The sequence below is a fragment of the Erwinia sp. AK-PDG3-5 genome (assembly GCF_056821705.1).
Map to the genome: position 1 here is coordinate 2058574 of NZ_CM165967.1, position 22586 is coordinate 2081159.

Consider the following 22586-nt stretch of genomic DNA (forward strand, 5'->3'; position numbering starts at 1 on the left):
TGAACGGCAGGATCAAAAAAGGGGACGATTATACATCGTCCCCTTTTTTGATCCTGCCGTATGGCGGTTACATTCTTTCTACCGTCTCGATACCCAGCGTATCCAGACCCTGTTTCAGGGTTTTCGCCGTTAACAGCGCCAGCTTCAGGCGGCTCTGTTTAGTGGCTTCATCGTCGGCTGTCAGAATCGGGCAGTGCTCATAGAAACCAGAGAACAGGCCGGCCAGATCGTACAGATAAGCACACATCACGTGTGGCGTACCGTCACGGGCAACCTGGGTGATGGTTTCTTCAAACTGCAGCAAACGCACCGCCAGCGCCGCTTCACGATCTTCGACGATCTGCGCGTGACCGGTGACGCCGGACTCATCAATCCCCGCCTTACGGAACACCGACAGCACACGGGTATAGGCGTACTGCATATACGGCGCGGTGTTGCCCTCGAAGGCCAGCATGTTGTCCCAGTCGAAGATGTAATCGGTGGTGCGGCTCTTGGACAGGTCGGCATACTTGATCGCACCGATACCGACGCTGTTCGCCAGCGCCTTCAGCTCGTCGGCTGGCATGTCCGGGTTCTTCTCGCCAACCAGCTTAGTGGCACGCTCGACCGCTTCGTCCAGCAGATCGGACAGCTTAATGGTGCCGCCCGCGCGGGTTTTGAACGGCTTGCCGTCTTTGCCCAGCATCATGCCAAAGGCATGGTGTTCTAACGGCACCGACTCAGGCACGTAACCGGCTTTACGCACGATGGTCCACGCCTGCATCAGGTGCTGATGCTGACGGGAATCGATGTAATACAGCACGCGATCCGCCTTCAGGGTTTCATAACGGTATTTCGCACAGGCGATATCGGTGGTGGTGTAGAGGTAGCCGCCATCCTTTTTCTTGATGATCACGCCCATTGGGTCGCCATCTTTGTTCTTGTACTCGTCAAGGAACACCACGGTGGCGCCTTCACTTTGCACCGCCAGACCTTTCGCGGTCAGATCGGCGACGATGCCCGGCAGCATATCGTTGTACAGGCTTTCACCCATCACGTCTTTGCGGCTCAGCGTCACGTTCATGCGGTCATAAATGATCTGGTTCTGCGCCATGGTGATGTCGACCAGCTTCTTCCACATGGTGCGGCAGTATTCGTCGCCACCCTGCAGCTTAACCACATAGCCACGCGCACGCTCGGCGAAGGCCGGATCTTCATCATAGGTGCGCTTCGCTTCGCGGTAGAACACTTCCAGATCCGCCAGCGCATGCTCTTCGTGATGCTCGTTCTGCTGTTTCTCGAGGAAGGCGATCAGCATGCCGAACTGGGTGCCCCAGTCACCGACGTGGTTCGCGCGGATCACGTTGTGGCCGAGGAATTCCAGCGTACGCACCGCTGCGTCACCAATGATGGTGGAGCGGACGTGACCGACGTGCATCTCTTTCGCCACGTTTGGCGCAGAGTAGTCAATCACCACGGTTTGTGGTGCCACCGACGCAACACCGAGGCGCGGCGCGGCGGTAACCGCATCAACCTGCGCGGACAGCCACTGCTTATCAAGGAACAGGTTAATAAAGCCGGGACCGGCAATCTCTACTTTGCTGGCAATTCCGGTCAAATCGAGATGCTTAAGGACTTCTTCCGCCAGTTGTCGGGGCGCCATGCCCAGCTTCTTGGCCACTGCCATAATGCCGTTCGCCTGGTAGTCACCAAACTGCACTTTGGCTGATTGTCTTACCTGCGGTTCGCAGTCGGCCGGAGCCCCTGCTGCGATCATCGCCTGACTGACTTTTTCTGAGAGAAGAGCCTGAATATTCACCGGGTTACCTTATATGCTAAAAAGCCTGCGTCGGGGCAAGCCATCATGCTGAACGACGCCAGGCCACAGAGCGATCTGTTGTACACTGGCACCGCCAAAAAAGAAGGGGAAAAGTATACTGCATTTCAGGCGGAGTTATCCAGGAACCTGATCATCGGCAGATGAAGCGAGGGCGGCGGGAAACAGTACTGTGTCTGTTTCCCGCCAAAATAGTCAGGAACGGCGACGGGCTACGCGGTGAGGGCGATGCGGGCTGGCAATGGTGCTTTTATCATTACGTACCTTCCAATGGCGGGCCAAAGCAAACCCCATCATCGCAATCAGCACTGCAACTAAAATATACATAAGCATTATGCATTTTCCTTGTGTGAGGGTGGGAACAAATCTATAAGAATCCACAATACCCTACAACGTCCCGGCAGGGATTTAGGAATAGTCGCATTGTATAAATTTAACTAAACTAAAACAGAAAGTTAAAAGACATTTTCTAAATAATACGCTGGTCCTGAACCAGCTAAAACTGAGTATTTGTGTTAAAAATCGTTATGTACGAGCACATTAATCAATAAATTCACAGGTTCCATAACATTCGCTGGTCCGATAATGAGACGGCGTCGCAAAGCAATGATTAAGCAAACTACAGTAAGGAGGCCGAATGGCGCTGTTTTCAGGTAAAAATGCAGAAGAATTAAACGATTTGTCTAATGATTTACCCCGTTTTTTACACTCTCTTTACCAATTAGCGGATCGATTAGAACTGGATTTGACGCAGCTTGAGGTTGACCATATTGCCGTGCGCTGTAACCAGAACACCACCGCAGCGCGCTGGAAATCTGGCTTTATGCAGCATGGCGTGCTGTTTTCTGAAAAAGAAATCAACGGACGTCCTGTGGCCCTTTTTGAACTGGAGTCGCCGCTGTCGGTTGGCCCCTGGAAGATAAGCGTTGTTGAACTCCCGTGGCCAGGAAATCGCCTGTATCGCCACGAAGGATGGGAGCATATCGAAGTGGTGCTGCGTGGTGATCCTGAAGAATTGGGATCGCGCGCGCTGGCGCTGTGCTCAGATGCGGGACTGATTCAGCAGGGAATTTCCATCAAAAGCAGCGCGCCAAAGGGCGAAGGGGAACGTCTTCCCAATCCCACGCTGGCGATCACTGACGGTTCGGTCACCATCAAGTTCCATCCCTGGAGCCTGAAAGAGGTGGTTGAAAGCGAGTTATGACAGGTTAAGACGCGGCAGGGTGCGCACGGCATTTTCCATGCGTCGGAGGGCTTCGTGGATAAAGTCGCGCGGGCAGCCGAAGTTCAGGCGCACATAACCGTCGTCGCCAAAGTCACGGCCTGGTGAAAAGCCCAGTCCGTGACGTTCAAAGAACAGCGCCGGACTGGCGGCCTTCAGCTGACTGGCATCAATCCACGCCAGGTACGTGGCTTCAGGTGCCACCATCGACAGACCGGGTATGGCATTGACGCGCTGCGTCAGCAGGTCACGCGTCTCCCGCAGATAGGCCAGCTGCTCATCCAGCCACGGCTGTCCGTCACGCCAGGCCGCCGTAGCGGCAACATACGAAAGAATATCCACGCTCGGCACCAGTCCCTGACGTTGCCGGGTGAAACGCTTGCGTAGCTCCCTGTCCGGAATGATCGCCACTGAAGCACCCAGGCCCGCAATATTGAAGGTCTTGGACGGGGAGAGCAGCGTGACAGAGCGCTGCTCGGCATCCTCATTCAGCGAGGCAAAAGGAATATGCTGCGCGCCGGGCTCCAGCAGCAGATCGCAATGGATTTCATCTGAACAGACAATCAAATCGTGGCGCTGGGCAAAACGCCACTGCTCCAGTAACTCCTCGCGACGATACACCGTGCCGCCCGGATTTTGCGGGTTACACAGCATCAGTAACTTCTCATTGCCAGTCATTTGTGGCTCTAACGCCGCCAGGTCCATCACCCAACGTTTCTCTTCCAGACGAAGCTGCGCATTGAGTTGGCTACGGTTGGCATTGGAGGCGGCTGAACGGAACGGCGGATAGATTGGGGTAGGTGCGATGGTACCCTGATGCGCTTCAGTCAATGCGCGCACCGCAAGATTTAAGCCGGTGACCACGCCGGGCAGGAACACCAACCACTCAGGTTTTATCGCCCACTGATACCTTTCAGCCATGCGGTCAATAATCACGTCAATCAGTTCGGAGGGCGGATTGCCATAACCAAAAACGCCGTGCTCAACGCGCTGCGTCAGGGCATCGATAATACACTGCGGAGAACGGAAATCGGTGTCGGCGACCCACAGCGGGAGGATATCCTGATCACCATATTTTTGCCATTTGAGACTATCGCTGTGACGGCGATCGATCCGTTCATTAAAATTGGATGCCATGTTAGTGATTCCCGTTAATATTAAATCGAAGTTATTGAGTCAGACTAAACACCTGCAAAGATTTTCACAACCAGCCAGCAGTCATTAACAGGAGGATGGGATGCTAAAACTGGAAGTATGCTGCTATGGAGTCGATTGTGCGTTGACTGCTGAACAAGCCGGAGCCGATCGGGTTGAATTATGTGCTGCACCGGCTGAGGGTGGGTTAACCCCGTCTGCCGGCAGCCTTAAACTGGCGCGTGAAAAGCTGACGCTGCCCGTCCATCCCATTGTTCGCCCGCGCGGCGGCGATTTTTGCTTCTCAGCCAACGAATTTAATGAGATAAAATCAGACGTCGCGCTGATCCGCGAATTGGGCTTTCCGGGCGTGGTGGTCGGCGTGCTGGATGTTGATGGCCACATTGACCTGCAAAGGATGAAACAGATTATGGCGCTGTGCGATGGCATGGCGGTCACCTTCCACCGGGCCTTCGATCTTTGCCACAGCCCGCTGATGGCCTTGCAGCAACTGACCGATCTCGGCGTGGCGCGCATTCTGTCTTCAGGACAGCAACAGAGTGCCGAAAGCGGATTATCGCTGCTTAAGGAACTTAACCGAATGACGCGCGGTCCAATCATTATGGCTGGGGCGGGCGTCCGTCTCGGCAATTTGCAGAAGTTCATTGATGCAGGTCTGAGCGAAATACACAGCTCGGCCAGCCAGAGAGTGGCCTCGCCGATGCGCTACCGTAAAGCCGGTGTCTCTATGAGTTCTGTGGCAGAAACCGATGAATTCAGTCGCACCTGTGTGGACAGTGATATGGTCGAAGCGATGAAAGTCGCGCTGTCGCTCAGTCCCCCGGTGAGAGTTGCCTGACCCGATTTTGCCGCGCAGCACGCCACTAAACGACGTGATGTTTGCAAGTACCAAGCCCCATCGTTTTGGTGGGGCTTTTTTTCACCCCAAACTGCCCGCAAGGCAGAAATTCCCCTTACACTTAGGCTATTCCTTTCCTCTTTGACGAGATTGTTCATGAAAATCATCATGCTGGGTGCAGGGTGTTTTATGTTGTGGGCAGGCGTCTCGGCCGCGTATGCCGCAGAGATCTGTCCTGCGCAGGCGAAGCAGATCAATGACAGCAACAGCCTGGTGCTGCTGGGTGGCACCGCCAAAGGGCCGATCAAGCAGGTGGTGGTCGGTGAATTCGGTAAGGATGTTAACCAGCAGAAGCGCATTCTGGGCCAGTTCGATCGCTGTGGCGCGTTGCTCAGGGCGGACATCAGCTATGACAAGAGCGAAGGCAGCATGATGCTGCGGATGGTGCAGAATATCGCCCGGGTTAACAGCGGCTGGCAATCGGTGTATGACATGTCGGTGTTCGTGATCAAAGACGGCCAGCCGGTCGAAGTGAATCGCAAACAGGGAACCGTGAACTATCTGGTTGGCAACAAGGGTATTATCACCAGTTCAACTGATGCCTTTTTACTGAAGGGCGAGAAGGGGTTCACCGAAACCACCAACAGCTTTGATTCCCGTCTGCGGTTGATCAAAAGCGTGGCCAGAGGCTCCGACCAGCAGGCTAACGGTGTGTTTCGCTATCAGTGGAACAACAAGAACCAGTTAGTCAACTCCAGCTCCGGCAATAGCAAAATGAGCTGGTCGTATGATAAGCAGGATCGCGAGCAGCGCTTGCTGACGCTGACCCATTCCGCCAACAGCGACTTGACCGCGGTTGATGAGTGTCAGCTGTGGGACGATCGGGGGAACTGTACCTTAAGCTACGCCCATGAAAAGGAAGTGTTTCCGCAGGGCGAAATTAACCGCCATATCAGCGCCGCCTACCGGTTTGAATACTGGGAGCAGTAACAGGAAATAAAAAAGGCGGCGGGAGGGTTCCGCCGCCTTGTTACAGGGTGACGCGATTATTTCACCGTCAGGCTAAAGGCATCCACTGCCAGAATGGCACTGGCAATATCTTCCGCACTCAGATTGGGGTTGAGGTTTTTAAGCGTATCGCCTTCGCTGTTGGCCAGCGCGCCGACTTTCACCAGGTTTTCCCAGCTCTCCTTCTCCAGATGCAACGCTTCCAGCGTGGTTGGCATGTTAATCGAGCGGTAGAAGCGGATGTAGCGCGCGATCTCTTCATCCGGACGCTGCTCCAGCACCATCTGCGTCAGCGTGCCGTAGGCCACTTTCTCGCCGTGCGTCAGGTGGTGAATATCGCCATCGATGGCGGTAAAGCCATTATGGATTGCGTGCGCGCCGGCCAGACCGGCGTTTTCAAAGCCCAGTCCTGACAGCAGGGTATTGGCTTCGACCACTGCTTCCACCGCCGGCGTTACCACTTTTTTCTCCACCGCCTGACAGGCGCTGTAACCGTAGGTCAGCAGCGTTTTTTCACAGGCTTCCGCAATCGCCATGCCGGCAATGGTCGGATCGCCGCCCACCATCGATTTACTGTGAGAGCGTTTCACCGCCTGCGCCTCCACAAAGGTGGCCAGGCCGTCGGCGATGCCGGAAGCAAACAGGCGCACCGGCGCGCGGGCGCATACCTGCGTATCGACCAGCACCAGGTCTGGGTTTTTGCTGTAGAAGCGATAGCTTTCGAATACGCCAGTATCGGAATAGATCACCGAAAGGGCGCTACAAGGCGCATCGGTTGAGGCTATGGTCGGGACAATCACCACCGGCTGTTTAAGTTCATCGGCAACGGCTTTGACGGTATCCAGCGTTTTGCCGCCGCCCAGACCAATCACCAGGCTGGCACCGCCTTGTTTAGCCAGTGCCGCCAGTCGGCTGATTTCGTTGCTGGACGCTTCGCCGTTAAACTGCTGATAGTGAAACTCAATATTGTGTTCGTTAAGAGAAGCCTGTGCTTCTTTACCAATCAGCCCCCAGACAATCTCATCGGCAACCACAAAGGCGTTATTGCCAAGCTCTGCGACGTACTCGCCTAGCTGGGCTAACACACCCGCACCCTGGACATATTTCCGCGGTGAAGAGAAAACGAATTTACTCATGTGGGACTCCTTTCAGTGAAATGAAACAGATGTCTGACTGCGCCAGTGTGAACCCTAAGGGGTGACAGGGTTTGTTAAAAAACGGCATAACGTAAAAAATTCACATTCGCATTTGTTGCGCCAGGTGATTGATTTCCGCCCACGAAGGGATTGATTGTGGTGATGATGTCGCTAGAATATGTATTTCCTGTTAAGGACCCTGCCATGACCGCTTCACTACTGACCTTTCTGTTCGCCATCATTATTCTGACGCTGACACCCGGATTCGATACCGCGCTGATCCTGCGCACGTCTGCCGCCAACGGTTGGAAAAAAGCCGTCACCACCAGTATGGGGATCAATACTGGCTGTATGGCGTGGGGCGCTGCGGTGGGCCTGGGATTAGGGGCGCTGCTGCTGGCCTCTGAGATGGCTTACAACATTCTTAAGCTGGTGGGTGCCGCCTATTTGCTGTGGTTAGGCGTAGGGTTACTGCTGAAGCCGCGTTCCCATTTTCATGCTGATGTGGCCGTAAGCAAAAGGCAGAGCGGCTATGGTGCCGTCTATATGCGTGGTTTTCTCGGGAATATACTGAACCCGAAGGTGGGGGTGTTTTACGTCTCATTCCTGCCGCAGTTTATTCCCGCGGGGGGTTCCGTCGCGCTATGGAGTATCGGCCTGGCGTTTATCCATGTGATGGTTGGCACGGTGTGGAACGCCGTGCTGATTGCCTCGACGCACTATTTTGCCGAAAAGCTGCGTCGCCCGGCGGTGATGAAGATGATGGATCGTCTGACCGGCTGCGTGTTTCTTGGCTTTGCCGCGAAGCTGGCAATGTCGCGGCGGTAACGGCGTTGCGAGGTGAGCCGCAGAGGTCAACACCGCTGCGGTGTTAACCTCTGCTGAGACCTTTGAGCCTGGCGGTTAAGGCTTGCGCGCCACCAGAACCGCGCGCAGCGGCGCCGGATAACCCTCAATGGTTTTCGTCGGATCGTTGGGGTCAAGAAACTCGGCCAGCGATTCGCTGGTCATCCAGTCGGTGCGGCGCTGTTCGTCGGTGCTGGTGACCGAATAGTCCGCAATCCGCACATCTTCAAAGCCACACTTCTCCAGCCAGTTCTTTAAGGCACCGGTGGTAGGCAGGAAATAGATGTTACGCATCTGCGCATAGCGCTCGCCCGGCACCAGCACTTCCTGGTCGCCACCTTCAATCACCAGCGTTTCCAGCACCAGTTCGCCCCCGCTGACCAGCTGATTTTTTAACTGGTAGAGATGATCGAACGGCGAACGGCGGTGATAAAGCACCCCCATCGAAAACACGCTATCAAAGGCTTTCAGCTCCGGAAGCTGCTCAATCCCCAGCGGCAACAAATGGGCGCGCTGATCGTCGCCCAACAGCTTACGCACCGCTTCAAACTGGCACAGGAACAGCTGCATCGGATCGATGCCGACCACCAGTCTTGCACCCGCACCCAGCATCCGCCACATGTGATAGCCGCTGCCGCAACCAACATCCAGCACCGTTCTGCCCGCCATCGGCGAAATATGTGGTAACACGCGGTCCCACTTCCAGTCTGAGCGCCATTCGGTGTCAATGTGCACGCCGTATAACGAATACGGCCCTTTGCGCCACGGCATCAGATTTCTTAACAGCTTCTCAATACCGCCGCGCTGACGATCGGTCAGATGGCTGGCATCGGCGGTGACGCTGTGCAGTAAATCCAGCGTCTCCGGTTGCAGTGCCGGAAGGTATTCAACGGCACGATCCCAGTTCTTGAAATGGCCATGCAACTGCTCGCGCTGCCAGGTGGCAATCTGCGCGGGCAGGGTTTCTAACCAGGGGGAGAGAAGCGGGTGTTTTGCTATTAACTGGTAAAAATTACCGAAATCCATCAGACCGAACCTGCTTTAAGCGCTATCAACGAGCCAAAATTAAAACACTGGAACCATAACTCAGCGTGTTCAAACCCTGCGGTGCGCAGGCGCGCTTTGTGCGTTTCCACGCTATCCGTCAGCATCACGTTTTCCAGCATGCTGCGCTTCTGGCTGATTTCCAGCTCGCTGTAGCCATTGGCCCGCTTGAAATCGTGGTGCATGTTGAACAACAGCTCACCGACATCCGCATCCGCAAAGCTGAACTTCTCGGACAACACCAATGCACCGCCGGGACGAAGCCCCTCCCAGACGGTATTCAGCAGCTGCTGGCGCTCGTCGGGTTCCAGAAATTGCAGCGTGAAATTCAATACCACCATCGAGGCATTCTCAATGTTGATATCACGAATATCGGCTTCAATCACTTCCACCGGGGTGTCCGCGCGGAAGGCATCAATATGACGTCGGCAACGCTCAACCATCGCCGGTGAATTATCCACGGAGATAATTTTGCAGCCTTCGGCTTTGATGTTGCGGCGCACGGAAAGCGTGGCCGCACCCAGCGAACAGCCCAGATCGTAAACCTGGGTATGGGGCTGCACAAAACGCTCGGCCAGCATGCCGATCATCGAAATAATGTTTGAATAACCCGGCACCGAGCGCTGGATCATATCTGGGAAAACTTCTGCAACGCGCTCGTCAAACGTCCAGTCACCCAGTTTGGCAATTGGCGCGGAGAACAACGTATCGCGGTTAGGCATAGTGGTCAGTCCGGGAGAAAAACGGAAAGGCGCTATTTTGGCAGAAAGCGGCGCGGGCTGCACCCTTTCTGCCACGGTTGCCGGGCAGGAAGGTGAAAATTTTGCGGCAAAGAGATTAATGCAGGGTCAGAACCAGGTCCCACGGCAGGTAGATCAGATTCAGGATAATCATTCCCAGCAGTGACAACAGGGTGATGATCATGCCGTTTTTACGCCACAAAATCGTGCTGGTGCGCATACCGTAGGCATGCAGCAGACGGCCAAGGAAGAAAAATAACCCCACCAGATGCAGCATCCAGATATCGGCGCCGTTCATCTCCATCAACACCAGCAGCAGTGCCGCCAGCGGAATATATTCTACCGCGTTGCCGTGAATACGAATGGCGGTCTGAAGTTCATAAAAACCGCCGTCACCGTGAGAAACGCGGTACAGGCGTCGAAGACGAACCACATCAAGCGAAAACTTGATAATGAAAAGTGCTCCTAGCACGACATACAGGGCGCTGACCATCCCGACTCCCAAAGGCACAAATATTTTAAGGCGTCATCATAGCCGTGAAAACCCAGACTGTCAGTGCGTTACCCCTACAGTTAAAGAATTATCTTACGAATTAGCTCAGAATAACTGGTCCTGCTGCGGCCAGTTGGGCGGATCGCCAACGGCGGGTATTGCTTGCTGTAGCGCGTTCCACAGATGCAAAACCAGTTCCGGTGCAAAGGCGATATCGGGGGTGTGGATAAACAGCCAGGGTTGGCCCTGTTCCTGCCACTGCGGTAACTTGCTTAGCCAGGACTGGAACCATTTGAGATTGGCGTCCGCCTCGTCACCGCCGATAAACCGCACCATCGGCCGATCTGCGGTCATCACCGCATGCACCGGCAGCTGAGGCTTTTTGCGCTGCGCGTCAATAATCGCGGCACTGCTGGGTTTAGCGGAGTGAACGCCACGGGTATCGAGGATCACCCGGTTAACGCCTCGCTGGTGTAAACCCCGATTAAGCTCGCGCTCAGCCTCACCTTTGGCAAAAAAGTCCGCGTGACGCACTTCGACGCCATAACTGAAGCTGTCCGGCAAGTCATCGAGAAAGGCCCACAGCGTGGGCAAATCGGCGGGACTGAAAGCGGCCGGAAGCTGAAGCCAGTATTGGCCGAGGCGCGCAGCCAGCGGATCCATCAGAGCAAAAAACGCCGCCGTTAAATCACCGCAGTTCTTCAGTGCTGCCTGGTGGCTAATGGTCGCGGGGAATTTAAAGCAAAAGCGAAAGTCATCGTGGGTCATATCATGCCAACGCTGCACGATTTCAGGTCGGGGCAGGGCGTAAAGCGTGGTATTGCCCTCAACGCAGTTAAAGTGCTCGGCGTAATCGGCAAGGGTAGTCATACCCAGTTTTTTCCACTGAGGATGCTGCCATTGTGGCAATCCAAGGTAAAAAGGCTTCATCGGCTGTCCCTGATTGACGGTCTGGCCTGAAATGTAGCGAGCGGAAGGAGGGAGTGCAAGGCGAAGTGCCGGAGAACCAGCCCGGCAATCGCATCTGCGAGCGCCGGGCTGACGGGGTTACAGTGCGGAGATGATCTCGGCGGACTGACGAACGCGACCCAGGCGCGGGAAGATATTTTTGAAGCTACCTTCATGCTCTTCGGTGCTGCCGGCGCTGCAGATGTCTTCTGCAACAATCAGGTTGAAGCCCAGCTCCCACGCGTTACGCGCGGTGGATTCCACACCGATATTGGTAGAGATGCCGCCCAGTACGATGGTGTCGATACCACGACGACGCAGCTGCAGCTCCAGATCGGTACCGTAGAACGCGCCCCACTGATGCTTGGTCACTTCGATATCGCTGTCTTTCTTACCCAGCGCTGCCGGATACACCCACCAGTTCTCCGGCAGTCCGCCGCTGTGGCTGGCATCGACCGGCTGCTTTGGCGCGTCGCCAAAGTCTTTTGCCCAGCCGACACGCACCAGAATCACAGGTGAGTTGGCGGCACGGAACTTTTCGGCCAGCACCGCTGAACGGGCAACCACATCAGACGCTGCGTGTGGGCCGGCAGCGAAAGGCAGAATACCTTCCTGCAAATCGATCAGTACCAGTGCCGTTTTTGCAGCATTTAATTCCAACATAGTCTCTCCAGTGAAAGGGGGGAAATCATTGAGAATACAGGCAATCTGATTTTATACGCGACAACAACAATGTTCGGAAAGGGTGAAATTTGTTAGCTTTTGTGAGTAGCCGGCAGATTGTGAACAAATTTGCCGCGAAACGACGCGCCTGATGCGCTCACGGCTCTTATCGTGCCGGGCTTTTTCCATTATAATGGCCGCCTTTTTTCGCGGCAGCAGACTTTATGTTGCGGCGATGCGGCGAAGTTTAAAGGATATCGTTATGCGTACTGATTATTGCGGACAGATCAACCTGTCTCACGTAGGCCAACAAGTGACACTCTGCGGTTGGGTCAATCGCCGCCGCGACCTGGGTAGCCTGATCTTCATTGATATGCGTGACCGTGAAGGCATCGTGCAGGTCTTTTTCGATCCGGACCGTCAGGAAGCCTTCAAGCTGGCCTCTGAACTGCGTAACGAATTTTGCATTCAGCTTACGGGCACCGTCCGTGCCCGTGACGACAAAAACAAAAACAGCGATATGGCCACCGGTGAAGTCGAAATTTTCGCCACCGATCTGACCATCATCAACCGCTCAGAGCCGTTGCCGCTGGATTCAAACCACGCCAATACCGAAGAAGCGCGCCTGAAATACCGCTACCTGGACCTGCGTCGTCCGGATATGGCGCAGCGTCTGAAGACCCGTGCCAAAATTAGCAGCTTTGTCCGTCGCTTTATGGATGACAACGGCTTCCTCGACATCGAAACGCCAATGCTGACCAAAGCCACGCCGGAAGGCGCGCGTGACTATCTGGTGCCGAGCCGCGTGCATAAAGGCAAATTCTATGCGCTGCCACAGTCTCCTCAGCTGTTCAAACAGCTGCTGATGATGTCCGGCTTCGATCGCTACTATCAGATCGTTAAGTGCTTCCGTGACGAAGACTTGCGTGCGGACCGTCAGCCAGAATTTACCCAGATCGACGTCGAAACCTCCTTTATGACCGCGCCTCAGGTGCGTGAAATCATGGAGCAACTGGTGCGCGAGCTTTGGCAGGACGTGAAGGGTGTGGATCTGGGCAACTTCCCGATGATGACCTTCGAAGAAGCGATGCGTCGTTACGGTTCCGATAAGCCAGACCTGCGTAACCCAATGGAGCTGGTGGACGTTGCTGACCTGCTGAAAGACGTTGAGTTTAAAGTCTTCTCCGGCCCGGCGAACGATGCCAAAAGCCGTGTTGCCGCCTTGCGCGTGCCGGGCGGCGAAAAGCTGACCCGTAAGCAGATCGATGAGTACACTGACTTCGTGAAAATCTACGGGGCGAAAGGCCTGGCGTGGATGAAAGTCAACGAGCGTGCGAAAGGTCTGGAAGGCGTCACCAGCCCGGTGGCAAAATTCCTCACCGCTGATATCGTTGAAGCGATTCTGGCCCGTACTCATGCGGCCGATGGCGACAGTATCTTCTTCGGCGCCGATTCCGCCAAGGTGGTGGCCGATGCGTTAGGTGCGCTGCGCCTGAAGCTGGGTCGTGACCTGGATATTACCACCGGCAATGCCTGGGCACCGCTGTGGGTTGTCGACTTCCCTATGTTTGAAGAGGACGGCGAAGGCGGCCTCAGCGCGATGCATCATCCGTTCACCGCGCCGAAAGATATGACGCCGGAAGAACTGAAGTCCATCCCGGAAACCGCCATCGCCAACGCTTACGATATGGTGATCAACGGTTACGAAGTGGGTGGCGGTTCGGTCCGTATCCACAACACGCAGATGCAGCAGACCGTGTTTGGCATCCTCGGCATTACCGAGCAGGAACAGCGCGAGAAGTTTGGCTTCCTGCTGGACGCGCTGAAGTACGGTACGCCGCCACACGCTGGCCTGGCGTTCGGTCTGGACCGTCTGGTGATGCTGTTGACCGGCACCGATAACATCCGTGATGTGATCGCGTTCCCGAAAACCACAGCCGCCGCCTGTCTGATGACGGAAGCGCCAAACTTCGCCAATCCGGCTTCACTGTCCGAGCTGGGTATTGAAGTGATGAAGAAGTACCAGACTCAGCAGCCGTCAGAGAACGAGTAATGGCGTTTAAGCATCCCGTGTCGGTACTGGTGGTGATTTATGCCCGCGATACCGGCCGGGTGCTGATGCTCCAGCGTCGGGACGATCCCGGCTTCTGGCAGTCGGTAACCGGCAGCCAGGAGCCAGGCGAAACGCTGGCAGAAACCGCGATACGGGAAGTGAAAGAAGAACTGGGAATTGACGTCAACGCCAGGCAGCTCACAGTCGTCGACTGCCAGCGTCAGATACAATTTGAGATCTTCGCCCATTTCCGCCATCGCTATGCGCCGGACGTGACGCATAACAGTGAGCACTGGTTCAGCCTGGCGTTGCCGGAAGAGTGGGAGGTGTCGCTCAGCGAACATCTCTCCCTGCAGTGGCTTCCGCCTGCAGAGGCCGCCGTGCTCACCAAGTCCTGGAGTAATCGCCAGGCAATTGAAGAATTTGTTATTTAGTCTTTTCTGGAGAATTGAATTTATGGCAGGCCACAGTAAATGGGCTAACACCAAGCACCGTAAAGCGGCGCAGGATTCCAAACGCGGTAAGATCTTTACCAAGATTATCCGTGAGCTGGTGACCGCAGCAAAACTGGGTGGCGGCGATGCCGGCTCCAACCCACGTTTGCGTGCCGCAATGGACAAAGCGCTGTCGAACAACATGACGCGTGACACCATGAACCGTGCTATTGCACGTGGCGTGGGTGGCGATGATGACAGCAACATGGAAACCATCATCTATGAAGGTTACGGCCCGGGCGGCACCGCCGTGATGGTTGAATGCCTGAGTGATAACCGTAACCGTACCGTGTCTGAAGTGCGTCATGCCTTCAGCAAAACCGGTGGCAACCTCGGAACCGACGGTTCTGTTGCTTACCTGTTCACCCGCAAAGGCGTAATCACCTTCGCACCGGGTCTGGCAGAAGATGACGTGATGGATGCGGCACTGGAAGCGGGCGCGGATGACATCGTGACCTATGACGATGGCACCATTGATGTGTTCACCGCCTGGGAAACCGTGGGTCAGGTGAAGGATACGCTGGAAGCGGCTGGCCTGACGGCTGAATCGGCTGAAGTGACCATGATCCCGTCTACCAAAGCGGATATGGATGAAGACACGGCACCAAAACTGCTGCGTCTGATCGATATGCTGGAAGACTGCGATGATGTGCAGGAAGTCTACCATAACGGTGAGATCTCCGACGAGGTGGCGGCAACCCTTTGATCGGGTTGTGTCTGCACAGCCCGCTGACCGGAGGTGCGTGATGACCATTATTCTTGGTATTGACCCAGGTTCACGCATCACCGGTTACGGCGTTATTCGTCAGGTTGGCCGCCAGCTGACCTACCTTGGCAGCGGCTGTATCCGCACCAGCGTGGTCGATCTACCTTCACGTCTGAAGCTGATTTACGCGGGCGTCAGCGAGATCATCACCCAGTTTCAGCCGGAATTTTTTGCCATAGAGCAGGTTTTTATGGCTAAAAATGCCGACTCGGCGTTAAAGCTGGGGCAGGCGCGCGGCGCGGCGATTGTGGCCGCGGTGAACCACGATTTGCCGGTTTTTGAATACGCGGCACGTCAGGTGAAGCAAACCGTGGTCGGCACCGGTAGCGCAGAGAAAAGCCAGGTGCAGCATATGGTGCGTACCTTGCTGAAGCTCTCGGCGAATCCCCAGGCGGATGCCGCCGATGCGCTGGCGATTGCGATCACTCACTGCCACGTGAGCCAGAACGTCAATCGACTGGGTGAAGGGCCGTTAAGCCTGGCACGGGGTCGTCTCCGTTCCTGATAAGCTGGATATCCATCCAGCTTTTTTTATGGTATAAAATCCCACTACTCTTTTGTGAAGGATGCGAATGTGATTGGTCGTCTTAGAGGCATTATTTTAGAAAAACAGCCGCCGTTAGTGCTGCTGGAAGCCAATGGCGTAGGCTACGAAGTGCATATGCCGATGACCTGTTTTTATGAGCTACCTGAACTGAATCAAGAAGCCATCCTGTTCACCCATTTTGTCGTGCGCGAAGATGCGCAGCTGCTGTTTGGTTTTAACAGCAAGCAGGAGCGTGCGCTGTTCCGCGAGTTGATCAAAGTGAACGGTGTCGGACCGAAGCTGGCGCTGGCCATTCTGTCCGGCATGTCGGCGCAACAGTTTGTCACCGCCGTTGAGCGCGAAGAGATTGCGGCGCTGGTCAAGCTACCTGGCGTGGGCAAGAAAACCGCCGAGCGTCTGGTGGTCGAAATGAAGGACCGCTTTAAAGGCATGCATGGTGATTTGTTCGCCGCCGATGCGCCATTTGCGCTGACCAGCGAAGTGCAGCCTGCGGATGCCGCCAACGATGCCGAGGGTGAAGCCGTTGCTGCGCTGGTCTCGCTGGGGTATAAACCTCAGGAAGCCAGCCGGATGATCAGCAAACTGGGTCGTCCGGACGCTGATTGTGAAACGCTGATCCGCGAAGCACTCCGCGCCGCAATTTGAGGTAAGCATGATAGAAGCCGATCGCCTGGTCTCGCCGGGAACCATCACCGAAGAAGAGGTCATTGACCGCGCCATTCGTCCCAAGCTGCTGCAGGAGTATGTCGGGCAGCCGGTGGTGCGTGAACAAATGGAGATCTTTATCCAGGCGGCCAAAATGCGCGGTGATGCACTCGATCATCTGCTGATCTTCGGCCCGCCAGGCTTAGGGAAAACCACGCTGGCCAATATCGTGGCTAACGAGATGGGCGTGAACCTGCGTACCACCTCCGGCCCGGTGCTGGAGAAGGCAGGCGATCTGGCGGCGATGCTCACCAACCTCGAACCGCACGACGTGCTGTTTATCGATGAGATCCACCGTTTGTCGCCGGTGGTTGAAGAAGTGCTCTATCCGGCGATGGAAGACTATCAGCTGGATATCATGATTGGCGAAGGGCCAGCCGCGCGATCGATTAAACTCGATTTGCCGCCGTTTACCCTGATTGGTGCCACCACGCGCGCGGGCTCGTTAACCTCGCCGCTGCGCGACCGTTTTGGCATCGTTCAGCGCCTTGAGTTTTATAAGGTGGAGGATCTGCGCCACATCGTCTCACGCAGCGCGGCCTGTCTTGGGCTGCCGTTAAGCGACGAAGGTGCACTGGAAATCGCCCGTCGTGCGCGCGGTACGCCGCGCATCGCCAACCGATTGCTGCGACGCGTGCGTGACTTCTCCGAAGTGCGTGCTGCCGGCAGTCTGAGCGGGGATGTGGCGTCGCGCGCGCTGGATATGCTTAGCGTCGACACCGAAGGCTTTGACTATATGGACCGCAAGCTGCTGCTGGCAATCATCGATAAGTTTATGGGCGGGCCGGTCGGTCTGGATAACCTCGCCGCCGCCATTGGCGAAGAGCGGGAAACCATCGAAGACGTGCTGGAACCCTACCTGATCCAGCAGGGCTTTATTCAGCGCACTCCGCGCGGCCGCATGGCAACAAATCACGCGTATAAGCACTTTGGCATCAAGCGGGAAGAGTAATCCGCGTGCTCCAGACGAAAAAAAACCGGGAAATTCCCGGTTTTTTTATGGCTGCGGTAGGTGGGCGGGATATAAACGGCCCGCCGCGGCAACGTTATACCGCCGGACGTTTCATCATGCTCAGCATAAACATCAGTGACGCGCCCAGCACCACTGACGGGCCAGCTGGCGTATCGTACCAGGCAGAGAAGGTCAGGCCGGCGGTCACCGCTAAAATCCCCACCAGGATGGCAATCCCCGCCATCTGCTCCGGCGAACGGGCAAAGCGTCTGGCGGTGGCGGCAGGAATGATCAGCAGCGAAGTGATAATTAACGCACCGACAAACTTCATCGCCACACCAATAGTTAGCGCGGTCACCAGCATCAGCACCATTTTGGTCCGCTGGATGTTAACGCCGTCAACCTGCGCCAGCTCCGGGCTGATGGTCATCGACAGCAGCGAGCGCCAATAAAACGCCAGCACGACCAGCACAATCGCCACGCCCGCGCCGATGGTATACAGATCGGTAGGCGTCACCGACAGCAGGTCACCGAACAGATAGGCCATCAGATCGACCCGCACGTTGGACATCAGGCTGACCACCACCAGACCCAACGACAGCGCACTGTGCGCGAGGATGCCAAGCAGAGTATCAATGGCCAGATGCGGCCGGCGTTCCAGCCAGACCAGCAGCAGCGACAGCAGCAGCGTGATGGCAATAACGGCATAAAACGGGCTGATATTCAGCAGCAGACCAAAGGCCACGCCCAGCAGTGAAGCATGCGCCAGCGTATCGCCAAAATAAGACATCCTGCGCCACACCACGAACGAACCCAGCGGGCCTGCGGCCAACGCCAGTAAAAAACCGGCAAACCAGCCGGGTAACAGCAGTTCAATCACTGATTCTGTCCTCTGCGTAAAACAATACGTCCCTGTAAATCGTGACGGTGATTATGGTGGTGACGATAGATGGCTAACTGTTCAGCGCCACGGGAGCCAAACATCGAGATAAATTCGGGGTGTTTCGACACCACTTCTGGCGTGCCGGAGCAGCAAATATGCTGATTAAGGCACAGCACCTCGTCGGTTTTCGCCATTACCAGATGCAGATCATGGGAAACCATCAGCACCGCGCAGTTCAGCTCGTTTCGTAACTGGTCGATCAAATCATACAAAGCAACCTGACCATTGACGTCCACGCCTTGCGTCGGCTCATCCAGCACCAGCACCTGTGGCTGATTCAGCAGCGCACGTGCCAGCAGCACGCGCTGCATCTCGCCACCGGACAGTTTCTGCAGCGGGTAATTCAGTAGCTGTGCCGCCTGCACGCGCTTTAACGCCGGCAGAATATCGCTGCGCTTGACGCCGCCGCGCAACAGCATAAAGCGCTCGACGGTGAGGGGCAGGGTGGCATCCAGATGAATTTTTTGCGGCACGTAGCCAATACGTAACTGAGACGAGCGCAGTAATTTGCCCTGGTCCGGTTGGATCAGGCCCAGCACCACGCGCACAAGCGTCGACTTGCCTGCGCCATTCGGGCCAAGCAGGGTCAAAATCTTACCGGGTTGCAGGGTTAACGAGACGTCGGAAAGCACTTGACGCGTGCCAAAGCTGACAGACACTTTTTCCAGACTAATCAGTGGGGACATAATCATTACAGGTTGCCAAAGTTTTAGAATGTTATAATATCACACTCCATCGACTTCTCACGATGGATGGAAATATGATGTTACATAATAAAGCCCCGCTTTTTACCCTCATTTCTGCGCTGGGTTTAGCCGCCTCCCTTGCGGCGCCTGCCCATGCTGCCGTTGTGGCTTCTGTTAAGCCTCTGGGCTTTATTGCGGCGGCGATCGCAGATGGCGTTACGCCAGTCGAGGTGCTGTTGCCAGACGGTGCCTCCGAGCATGATTATGCTCTGCGTCCATCCGATATTAAACGCTTGCAGGGCGCGGATCTGGTGGTCTGGGTAGGGCCAGAAATGGAAGCGTTTATGCCGAAAGCGGTCGCGCAATTACCGGCCCAAAAATCAATAGAATTAGCCGAATTACCGGGCGTAAAACCCCTGCTGATCAAGGGTGGAGAAGAGGATGAAGATGCCCATGGGGGAAGCGCTCAGGGCCATGATGCGGCTGAGGATCACCATCATCACGGCGAGTATAATATGCACCTGTGGATGTCCCCAGAGATCGCAAGGCAATCGGCGGTTGCAATCCATGCAAAATTATTGGAACTTATGCCCCAAAGCAGAGACAAACTAGACGCGAACCTCAAACATTTTGAGAATGAATTGGCATCAGCCGATACGCAAATAGGAACTCAGCTTGCGCCGGTTAAAGGTAAAGGGTATTTCGTTTTTCACGATGCTTATAGCTACTTTGAAAAACACTTCGGTTTGACCCCAACAGGTCATTTTACCGTCAATCCTGAGATCCAACCGGGCGCCCAGCGATTACATCAAATTCGAACAGAGCTGGTTGAGCAGAAGGCCGTCTGCGTCTTTGCTGAACCACAGTTCAGGCCGGCCGTGATAAATGCGGTTGCCAGGGGCACCAACGTCCGTTCAGGTACGCTGGATCCGCTGGGAACGGACATTACTGTAGCCAGAGACAGCTATGTGAAATTCCTCTCACAGTTGTCCAGCCAGTACACGAGCTGCCTGAAAGGAGCCTAGAGGAAATTCATAAGTGCAGCAGATTGCCCGCGCTGTCAGCATGGCGTTTAACACCTTACCGCGAACCCACCGCATCATGCTGGGTTCGCTCACCGTAGTGACACTGGCCGTCTCCGTCTGGCGGCCATTTGTTTATCATCAAACCGGTGAAACTAACCCTATCGTTAAGAGCATTATCCTCGACAAGAGCCAGTTGCGCACCGTGACGCCCGATGCCAGCGAACCGCTCGATCAGGACACGCCCGCGCCAGAGGATGATGTGCCAAAAGATGAGATAGACGAGGATGTGCCGAATGAAACCGGCACCCATGACTATGTCGTTTCTTCCGGCGATACCTTAAGCAGCGTCTTAAATCAGTATGGTATTGATATGAGTGATATCAACCAACTGGCTAAGGTCGATAAGGATCTGCGCAACCTCGGTGTGGGCCAACAGCTGAGCTGGACGCTGACCGATGATGGTCAGCTGCAACGTCTGACCTGGGAAGCCTCCCGCCGCGAAACCCGCACCTATGACCGTTCTGGCGATACCTTTAAATCCTCCTCTGAAGTGCAGAAGGGCGAGTGGAAAGATGCCGTTCTGTCGGGCACGGTGAACGGCAGTTTTGTTAACAGTGCAAAACAGGCTGGCCTTACCAGCGGGGAAATCAGCGCGGTAATTAAAGCGCTGCAGTGGCAGATGGATTTCCGAAAATTGCGCAATGGCGACAAATTCTCGGTATTGATGTCGCGCGAAATGCTGGAAGGCAAGAGCGAGCAAAGCCAACTTTCCGGCGTTCGTTTGCAGTCTGGCGGCAAAGACTATTACGCTATCCGCGCCAATGATGGTAAGTTCTATGACCGCACCGGTTCCGGGCTGGCGCAAGGCTTTATGCGCTTCCCGACCGTTAAGCAGTATCGCGTGTCGTCCAACTTTAATCCGCGTCGCGTTAACCCGGTGACCGGCCGTATTGCTCCGCATAAAGGCGTCGATTTTGCCCTGCCGATTGGCACGCCGGTGCTGGCGGTCGGCGACGGTGAAGTGATCGTCTCCAAGCGTAGCGGCGGTGCAGGTAACTATGTGGCGATCCGCCACGGTCGTCAGTATATGACCCGCTATATGCATATGCAGAAGCTGCTGGTGAAACCTGGCGAGAAAGTGAAGCGTGGCGAGCGTATTGGTCTGTCCGGCAGCACCGGGCGTTCCACCGGGCCGCACCTGCACTTTGAAATCTGGATCAACAACCAGGCGGTTAACCCACTGACGGCGAAATTGCCGCGGATGGAAGGTCTGAGTGGCAAAGATCGCAGCGATTACCTGAAACAGGTGCGTGAGGTTATGCCGCAATTACGCTTTAAATAAGTCAGTTCAATCGTTCATCTTTAAGCCGACGGGATCTCCCGCCGGCTTTTTCATTTTATCGACGGAATGATGCGGGGATTGCAAAATTGCCCGTCAGCACTATCATTAGCCCGTTATTGTTTGAGGCGAGTGCATGGAAAACAGCAAAAAAAGTAATATAGAGTTCATTCCTACCTTTCAGAAATCCTTTCTGTTGCCGAAATATTGGGGCAACTGGCTGACCATTGGCGCCTTTGCCGGACTGGCATGGTTACCTGCAGGGATGCGCGATCCGTTGCTTGGCGCACTGGGGCGTCTGGCAGGGAAGATGGCCAAAAGCGCCAGAAGGCGCGCGCAGATTAATCTGTTGTATTGCATGCCCGAAGTGCCTGAAGCAGAGCGGGAAGCGATCATTGATGAGATGTTTGCCACGGCGCCTCAGTCAATGGCGATGATGGCCGAGCTGGCGTTACGCCCGGACAAAGCGATCGGCCGCATCCACTGGCACAATCAGGAAATTATCGACGATATCCGTGAGCAGGGTGGCAACGTGATCTTCCTGGTGCCGCACGGCTGGGCTGTTGATATCCCGGCCATGGTGCTGGCTTATCAGGGCCAGAAAATGGCGGCGATGTTCCATAACCAGCGCAATCCGCTGATGGACTACGTGTGGAATGCCATCCGTCGCCGCTTTGGTGGCCGTATGCACGCGCGTAATGACGGCATCAAGCCGTTCATCAGTTCGATCCGTCAGGGTTACTGGGGCTATTATCTGCCGGACCAAGACCACGGCCCGGAGCAGAGCGAGTTTGTCGACTTCTTTGCCACCTATAAAGCCACGCTGCCCGCCGTGGGTCGCCTGATGAAGGTCTGCCGCGCGCGTGTGATCCCGTTGTTCCCGGTGTATAACAGCAAAACCCATCAGATGGATATTTATCTGCGTGAACCGATGGATGATTTGGCCAATGTCGATGATCATACGCTGGCGCGCCGGATGAACGAAGAAGTGGAAATGCTGGTGCGGCCGAATCCGGAGCAGTACACCTGGATCCTGAAACTGTTGAAGACGCGTAAAGAGGGCGATATCGAGCCGTATAAACGCAAAGATCTCTACGGTAAAAAGTAAGCTTGAGCAGCATAAAAAAAGAGCGGGGTGATGAACACTCCGCTCTTTTTGTTTATTAC

At 55.3% G+C, this 22586-nt stretch carries 24 protein-coding genes; 13 read left to right on the plus strand and 11 right to left on the minus strand.

Annotation, left to right across the window (positions count from 1 at the left end):
- Positions 1-67: 67 nt before the first annotated feature.
- Positions 68-1798, minus strand: coding sequence for an arginine--tRNA ligase (argS, locus tag AC1UKS_RS09465; protein ID WP_482436605.1), 1731 nt, complete (start codon positions 1796-1798; stop codon positions 68-70).
- A gap of 213 nt (positions 1799-2011) precedes the next feature.
- The gene (locus tag AC1UKS_RS09470) at positions 2012-2149 is read right to left on the minus strand and encodes a hypothetical protein (protein WP_265910716.1); all 138 of its coding nucleotides are present in this window, start codon (positions 2147-2149) and stop codon (positions 2012-2014) included.
- Positions 2150-2453: 304 nt separating this feature from the next.
- Between AC1UKS_RS09470 and AC1UKS_RS09475 the strand changes: the two genes are divergently transcribed.
- A complete protein-coding gene (locus AC1UKS_RS09475; RefSeq protein ID WP_265910715.1) occupies positions 2454-3020 on the plus strand; it encodes a VOC family protein in 567 nt (188 codons plus the stop codon).
- On the opposite strand, the gene AC1UKS_RS09480 is transcribed toward AC1UKS_RS09475, so the two are convergent.
- Positions 3015-4175, minus strand: coding sequence for a MalY/PatB family protein (locus AC1UKS_RS09480; protein ID WP_482436606.1), 1161 nt, complete (start codon positions 4173-4175; stop codon positions 3015-3017). The two genes, AC1UKS_RS09475 and AC1UKS_RS09480, sit on opposite strands and share 6 nt — an antisense overlap.
- A 100-nt stretch (positions 4176-4275) precedes the next feature.
- Between AC1UKS_RS09480 and cutC the strand changes: the two genes are divergently transcribed.
- Complete coding sequence (gene cutC / locus AC1UKS_RS09485; protein WP_482436607.1) at positions 4276-5031, plus strand: copper homeostasis protein CutC; 756 nt, start codon at positions 4276-4278, stop codon at positions 5029-5031.
- Positions 5032-5187: 156 nt separating this feature from the next.
- Positions 5188-6021 (plus strand): hypothetical protein, encoded by an 834-nt coding sequence (locus AC1UKS_RS09490; RefSeq protein WP_265910712.1) that lies wholly within the window; start codon positions 5188-5190, stop codon positions 6019-6021.
- A 56-nt stretch (positions 6022-6077) separates the two neighbouring features.
- Here the strand turns inward: AC1UKS_RS09490 and AC1UKS_RS09495 are convergent, their stop codons facing one another.
- Entirely contained in the window at positions 6078-7175 is a 1098-nt protein-coding gene (locus tag AC1UKS_RS09495) for a glycerol dehydrogenase (RefSeq protein ID WP_482436608.1), read from the minus strand.
- A gap of 204 nt (positions 7176-7379) precedes the next feature.
- Between AC1UKS_RS09495 and AC1UKS_RS09500 the strand changes: the two genes are divergently transcribed.
- Positions 7380-8003 carry a LysE family translocator gene (locus AC1UKS_RS09500; RefSeq protein ID WP_482436609.1) on the plus strand — a complete coding sequence of 208 codons (624 nt, stop codon included), beginning with the start codon at positions 7380-7382 and terminating at the stop codon, positions 8001-8003.
- A gap of 75 nt (positions 8004-8078) precedes the next feature.
- Here the strand turns inward: AC1UKS_RS09500 and cmoB are convergent, their stop codons facing one another.
- From cmoB to AC1UKS_RS09525, 5 genes are all read right to left on the minus strand, one after another.
- Positions 8079-9047, minus strand: a complete 969-nt coding sequence (gene cmoB, locus AC1UKS_RS09505) for a tRNA 5-methoxyuridine(34)/uridine 5-oxyacetic acid(34) synthase CmoB (RefSeq protein ID WP_482436610.1) — start codon at positions 9045-9047, stop codon at positions 8079-8081.
- Complete coding sequence (gene cmoA / locus AC1UKS_RS09510) at positions 9047-9787, minus strand: carboxy-S-adenosyl-L-methionine synthase CmoA (RefSeq protein ID WP_482436612.1); 741 nt, start codon at positions 9785-9787, stop codon at positions 9047-9049. Before cmoA ends, cmoB begins: the two co-directional genes overlap by 1 nt.
- A gap of 115 nt (positions 9788-9902) precedes the next feature.
- Positions 9903-10298, minus strand: coding sequence for an MAPEG family protein (locus AC1UKS_RS09515; RefSeq protein ID WP_013202533.1), 396 nt, complete (start codon positions 10296-10298; stop codon positions 9903-9905).
- Between the two features lie 105 nt (positions 10299-10403).
- Positions 10404-11228, minus strand: coding sequence for a DUF72 domain-containing protein (locus AC1UKS_RS09520; protein ID WP_482436614.1), 825 nt, complete (start codon positions 11226-11228; stop codon positions 10404-10406).
- Between the two features lie 117 nt (positions 11229-11345).
- Positions 11346-11909: a hydrolase gene (locus AC1UKS_RS09525; RefSeq protein WP_482436616.1), complete on the minus strand. Its 564-nt coding sequence runs from the start codon at positions 11907-11909 to the stop codon at positions 11346-11348.
- 262 nt (positions 11910-12171) lie between these two features.
- Between AC1UKS_RS09525 and aspS the strand changes: the two genes are divergently transcribed.
- The 6 genes from aspS (at position 12172) to ruvB (ending at position 17426) form a co-directional block, all read left to right on the plus strand.
- Entirely contained in the window at positions 12172-13962 is a 1791-nt protein-coding gene (aspS, locus tag AC1UKS_RS09530; RefSeq protein ID WP_482436618.1) for an aspartate--tRNA ligase, read from the plus strand.
- Entirely contained in the window at positions 13962-14396 is a 435-nt protein-coding gene (nudB, locus tag AC1UKS_RS09535; protein ID WP_482436619.1) for a dihydroneopterin triphosphate diphosphatase, read from the plus strand. The genes aspS and nudB overlap by 1 nt, the downstream gene beginning before the upstream one ends.
- Positions 14397-14418: 22 nt before the next feature.
- The gene (locus AC1UKS_RS09540) at positions 14419-15162 is read left to right on the plus strand and encodes a YebC/PmpR family DNA-binding transcriptional regulator (protein WP_482436620.1); all 744 of its coding nucleotides are present in this window, start codon (positions 14419-14421) and stop codon (positions 15160-15162) included.
- Positions 15163-15202: 40 nt separating this feature from the next.
- Positions 15203-15727 carry a crossover junction endodeoxyribonuclease RuvC gene (gene ruvC / locus AC1UKS_RS09545; protein ID WP_482436621.1) on the plus strand — a complete coding sequence of 175 codons (525 nt, stop codon included), beginning with the start codon at positions 15203-15205 and terminating at the stop codon, positions 15725-15727.
- Positions 15728-15796: 69 nt separating this feature from the next.
- Complete coding sequence (gene ruvA / locus AC1UKS_RS09550) at positions 15797-16414, plus strand: Holliday junction branch migration protein RuvA (RefSeq protein WP_013202526.1); 618 nt, start codon at positions 15797-15799, stop codon at positions 16412-16414.
- A 7-nt stretch (positions 16415-16421) separates the two neighbouring features.
- Complete coding sequence (ruvB, locus tag AC1UKS_RS09555; RefSeq protein ID WP_013202525.1) at positions 16422-17426, plus strand: Holliday junction branch migration DNA helicase RuvB; 1005 nt, start codon at positions 16422-16424, stop codon at positions 17424-17426.
- Positions 17427-17520: 94 nt separating this feature from the next.
- On the opposite strand, the gene znuB is transcribed toward ruvB, so the two are convergent.
- On the minus strand, positions 17521-18306 hold the full coding sequence (znuB, locus tag AC1UKS_RS09560) for a zinc ABC transporter permease subunit ZnuB (RefSeq protein ID WP_482436623.1): 786 nt from the start codon (positions 18304-18306) through the stop codon (positions 17521-17523).
- The gene (znuC, locus tag AC1UKS_RS09565) at positions 18303-19055 is read right to left on the minus strand and encodes a zinc ABC transporter ATP-binding protein ZnuC (RefSeq protein ID WP_482436625.1); all 753 of its coding nucleotides are present in this window, start codon (positions 19053-19055) and stop codon (positions 18303-18305) included. Before znuC ends, znuB begins: the two co-directional genes overlap by 4 nt.
- A gap of 77 nt (positions 19056-19132) precedes the next feature.
- On the opposite strand from znuC, the gene znuA reads away from it, so the two are divergent.
- From znuA to lpxM, 3 genes are all read left to right on the plus strand, one after another.
- Positions 19133-20080, plus strand: a complete 948-nt coding sequence (znuA, locus tag AC1UKS_RS09570; RefSeq protein WP_482436914.1) for a zinc ABC transporter substrate-binding protein ZnuA — start codon at positions 19133-19135, stop codon at positions 20078-20080.
- A gap of 13 nt (positions 20081-20093) precedes the next feature.
- On the plus strand, positions 20094-21422 hold the full coding sequence (gene mepM, locus AC1UKS_RS09575) for a murein DD-endopeptidase MepM (RefSeq protein ID WP_053142699.1): 1329 nt from the start codon (positions 20094-20096) through the stop codon (positions 21420-21422).
- Positions 21423-21555: 133 nt separating this feature from the next.
- Positions 21556-22527, plus strand: a complete 972-nt coding sequence (gene lpxM / locus AC1UKS_RS09580; RefSeq protein ID WP_482436627.1) for a lauroyl-Kdo(2)-lipid IV(A) myristoyltransferase — start codon at positions 21556-21558, stop codon at positions 22525-22527.
- The last annotated feature ends 59 nt before the right edge of the window (positions 22528-22586 follow it).

Bases quoted from the DNA above. Each gene is read 5' to 3' on its own strand.
- AC1UKS_RS09495 (WP_482436608.1), bottom strand. From the start codon at position 7,175: ATGAGTAAATTCGTTTTCTCTTCACCGCGGAAATATGTCCAGGGTGCG.
- AC1UKS_RS09520 (WP_482436614.1), bottom strand. From the start codon at position 11,228: ATGAAGCCTTTTTACCTTGGATTGCCACAATGGCAGCATCCTCAGTGG.
- ruvB (WP_013202525.1), top strand. From the start codon at position 16,422: ATGATAGAAGCCGATCGCCTGGTCTCGCCGGGAACCATCACCGAAGAA.
- znuA (WP_482436914.1), top strand. From the start codon at position 19,133: ATGTTACATAATAAAGCCCCGCTTTTTACCCTCATTTCTGCGCTGGGT.
- AC1UKS_RS09475 (WP_265910715.1), top strand. From the start codon at position 2,454: ATGGCGCTGTTTTCAGGTAAAAATGCAGAAGAATTAAACGATTTGTCT.
- AC1UKS_RS09470 (WP_265910716.1), bottom strand. From the start codon at position 2,149: ATGCTTATGTATATTTTAGTTGCAGTGCTGATTGCGATGATGGGGTTT.
- cmoA (WP_482436612.1), bottom strand. From the start codon at position 9,787: ATGCCTAACCGCGATACGTTGTTCTCCGCGCCAATTGCCAAACTGGGT.
- AC1UKS_RS09480 (WP_482436606.1), bottom strand. From the start codon at position 4,175: ATGGCATCCAATTTTAATGAACGGATCGATCGCCGTCACAGCGATAGT.
- lpxM (WP_482436627.1), top strand. From the start codon at position 21,556: ATGGAAAACAGCAAAAAAAGTAATATAGAGTTCATTCCTACCTTTCAG.
- aspS (WP_482436618.1), top strand. From the start codon at position 12,172: ATGCGTACTGATTATTGCGGACAGATCAACCTGTCTCACGTAGGCCAA.
- cutC (WP_482436607.1), top strand. From the start codon at position 4,276: ATGCTAAAACTGGAAGTATGCTGCTATGGAGTCGATTGTGCGTTGACT.
- AC1UKS_RS09540 (WP_482436620.1), top strand. From the start codon at position 14,419: ATGGCAGGCCACAGTAAATGGGCTAACACCAAGCACCGTAAAGCGGCG.
- nudB (WP_482436619.1), top strand. From the start codon at position 13,962: ATGGCGTTTAAGCATCCCGTGTCGGTACTGGTGGTGATTTATGCCCGC.
- cmoB (WP_482436610.1), bottom strand. From the start codon at position 9,047: ATGGATTTCGGTAATTTTTACCAGTTAATAGCAAAACACCCGCTTCTC.
- AC1UKS_RS09490 (WP_265910712.1), top strand. From the start codon at position 5,188: ATGAAAATCATCATGCTGGGTGCAGGGTGTTTTATGTTGTGGGCAGGC.
- znuC (WP_482436625.1), bottom strand. From the start codon at position 19,055: ATGTCCCCACTGATTAGTCTGGAAAAAGTGTCTGTCAGCTTTGGCACG.
- AC1UKS_RS09500 (WP_482436609.1), top strand. From the start codon at position 7,380: ATGACCGCTTCACTACTGACCTTTCTGTTCGCCATCATTATTCTGACG.
- ruvC (WP_482436621.1), top strand. From the start codon at position 15,203: ATGACCATTATTCTTGGTATTGACCCAGGTTCACGCATCACCGGTTAC.
- AC1UKS_RS09515 (WP_013202533.1), bottom strand. From the start codon at position 10,298: ATGGTCAGCGCCCTGTATGTCGTGCTAGGAGCACTTTTCATTATCAAG.
- AC1UKS_RS09525 (WP_482436616.1), bottom strand. From the start codon at position 11,909: ATGTTGGAATTAAATGCTGCAAAAACGGCACTGGTACTGATCGATTTG.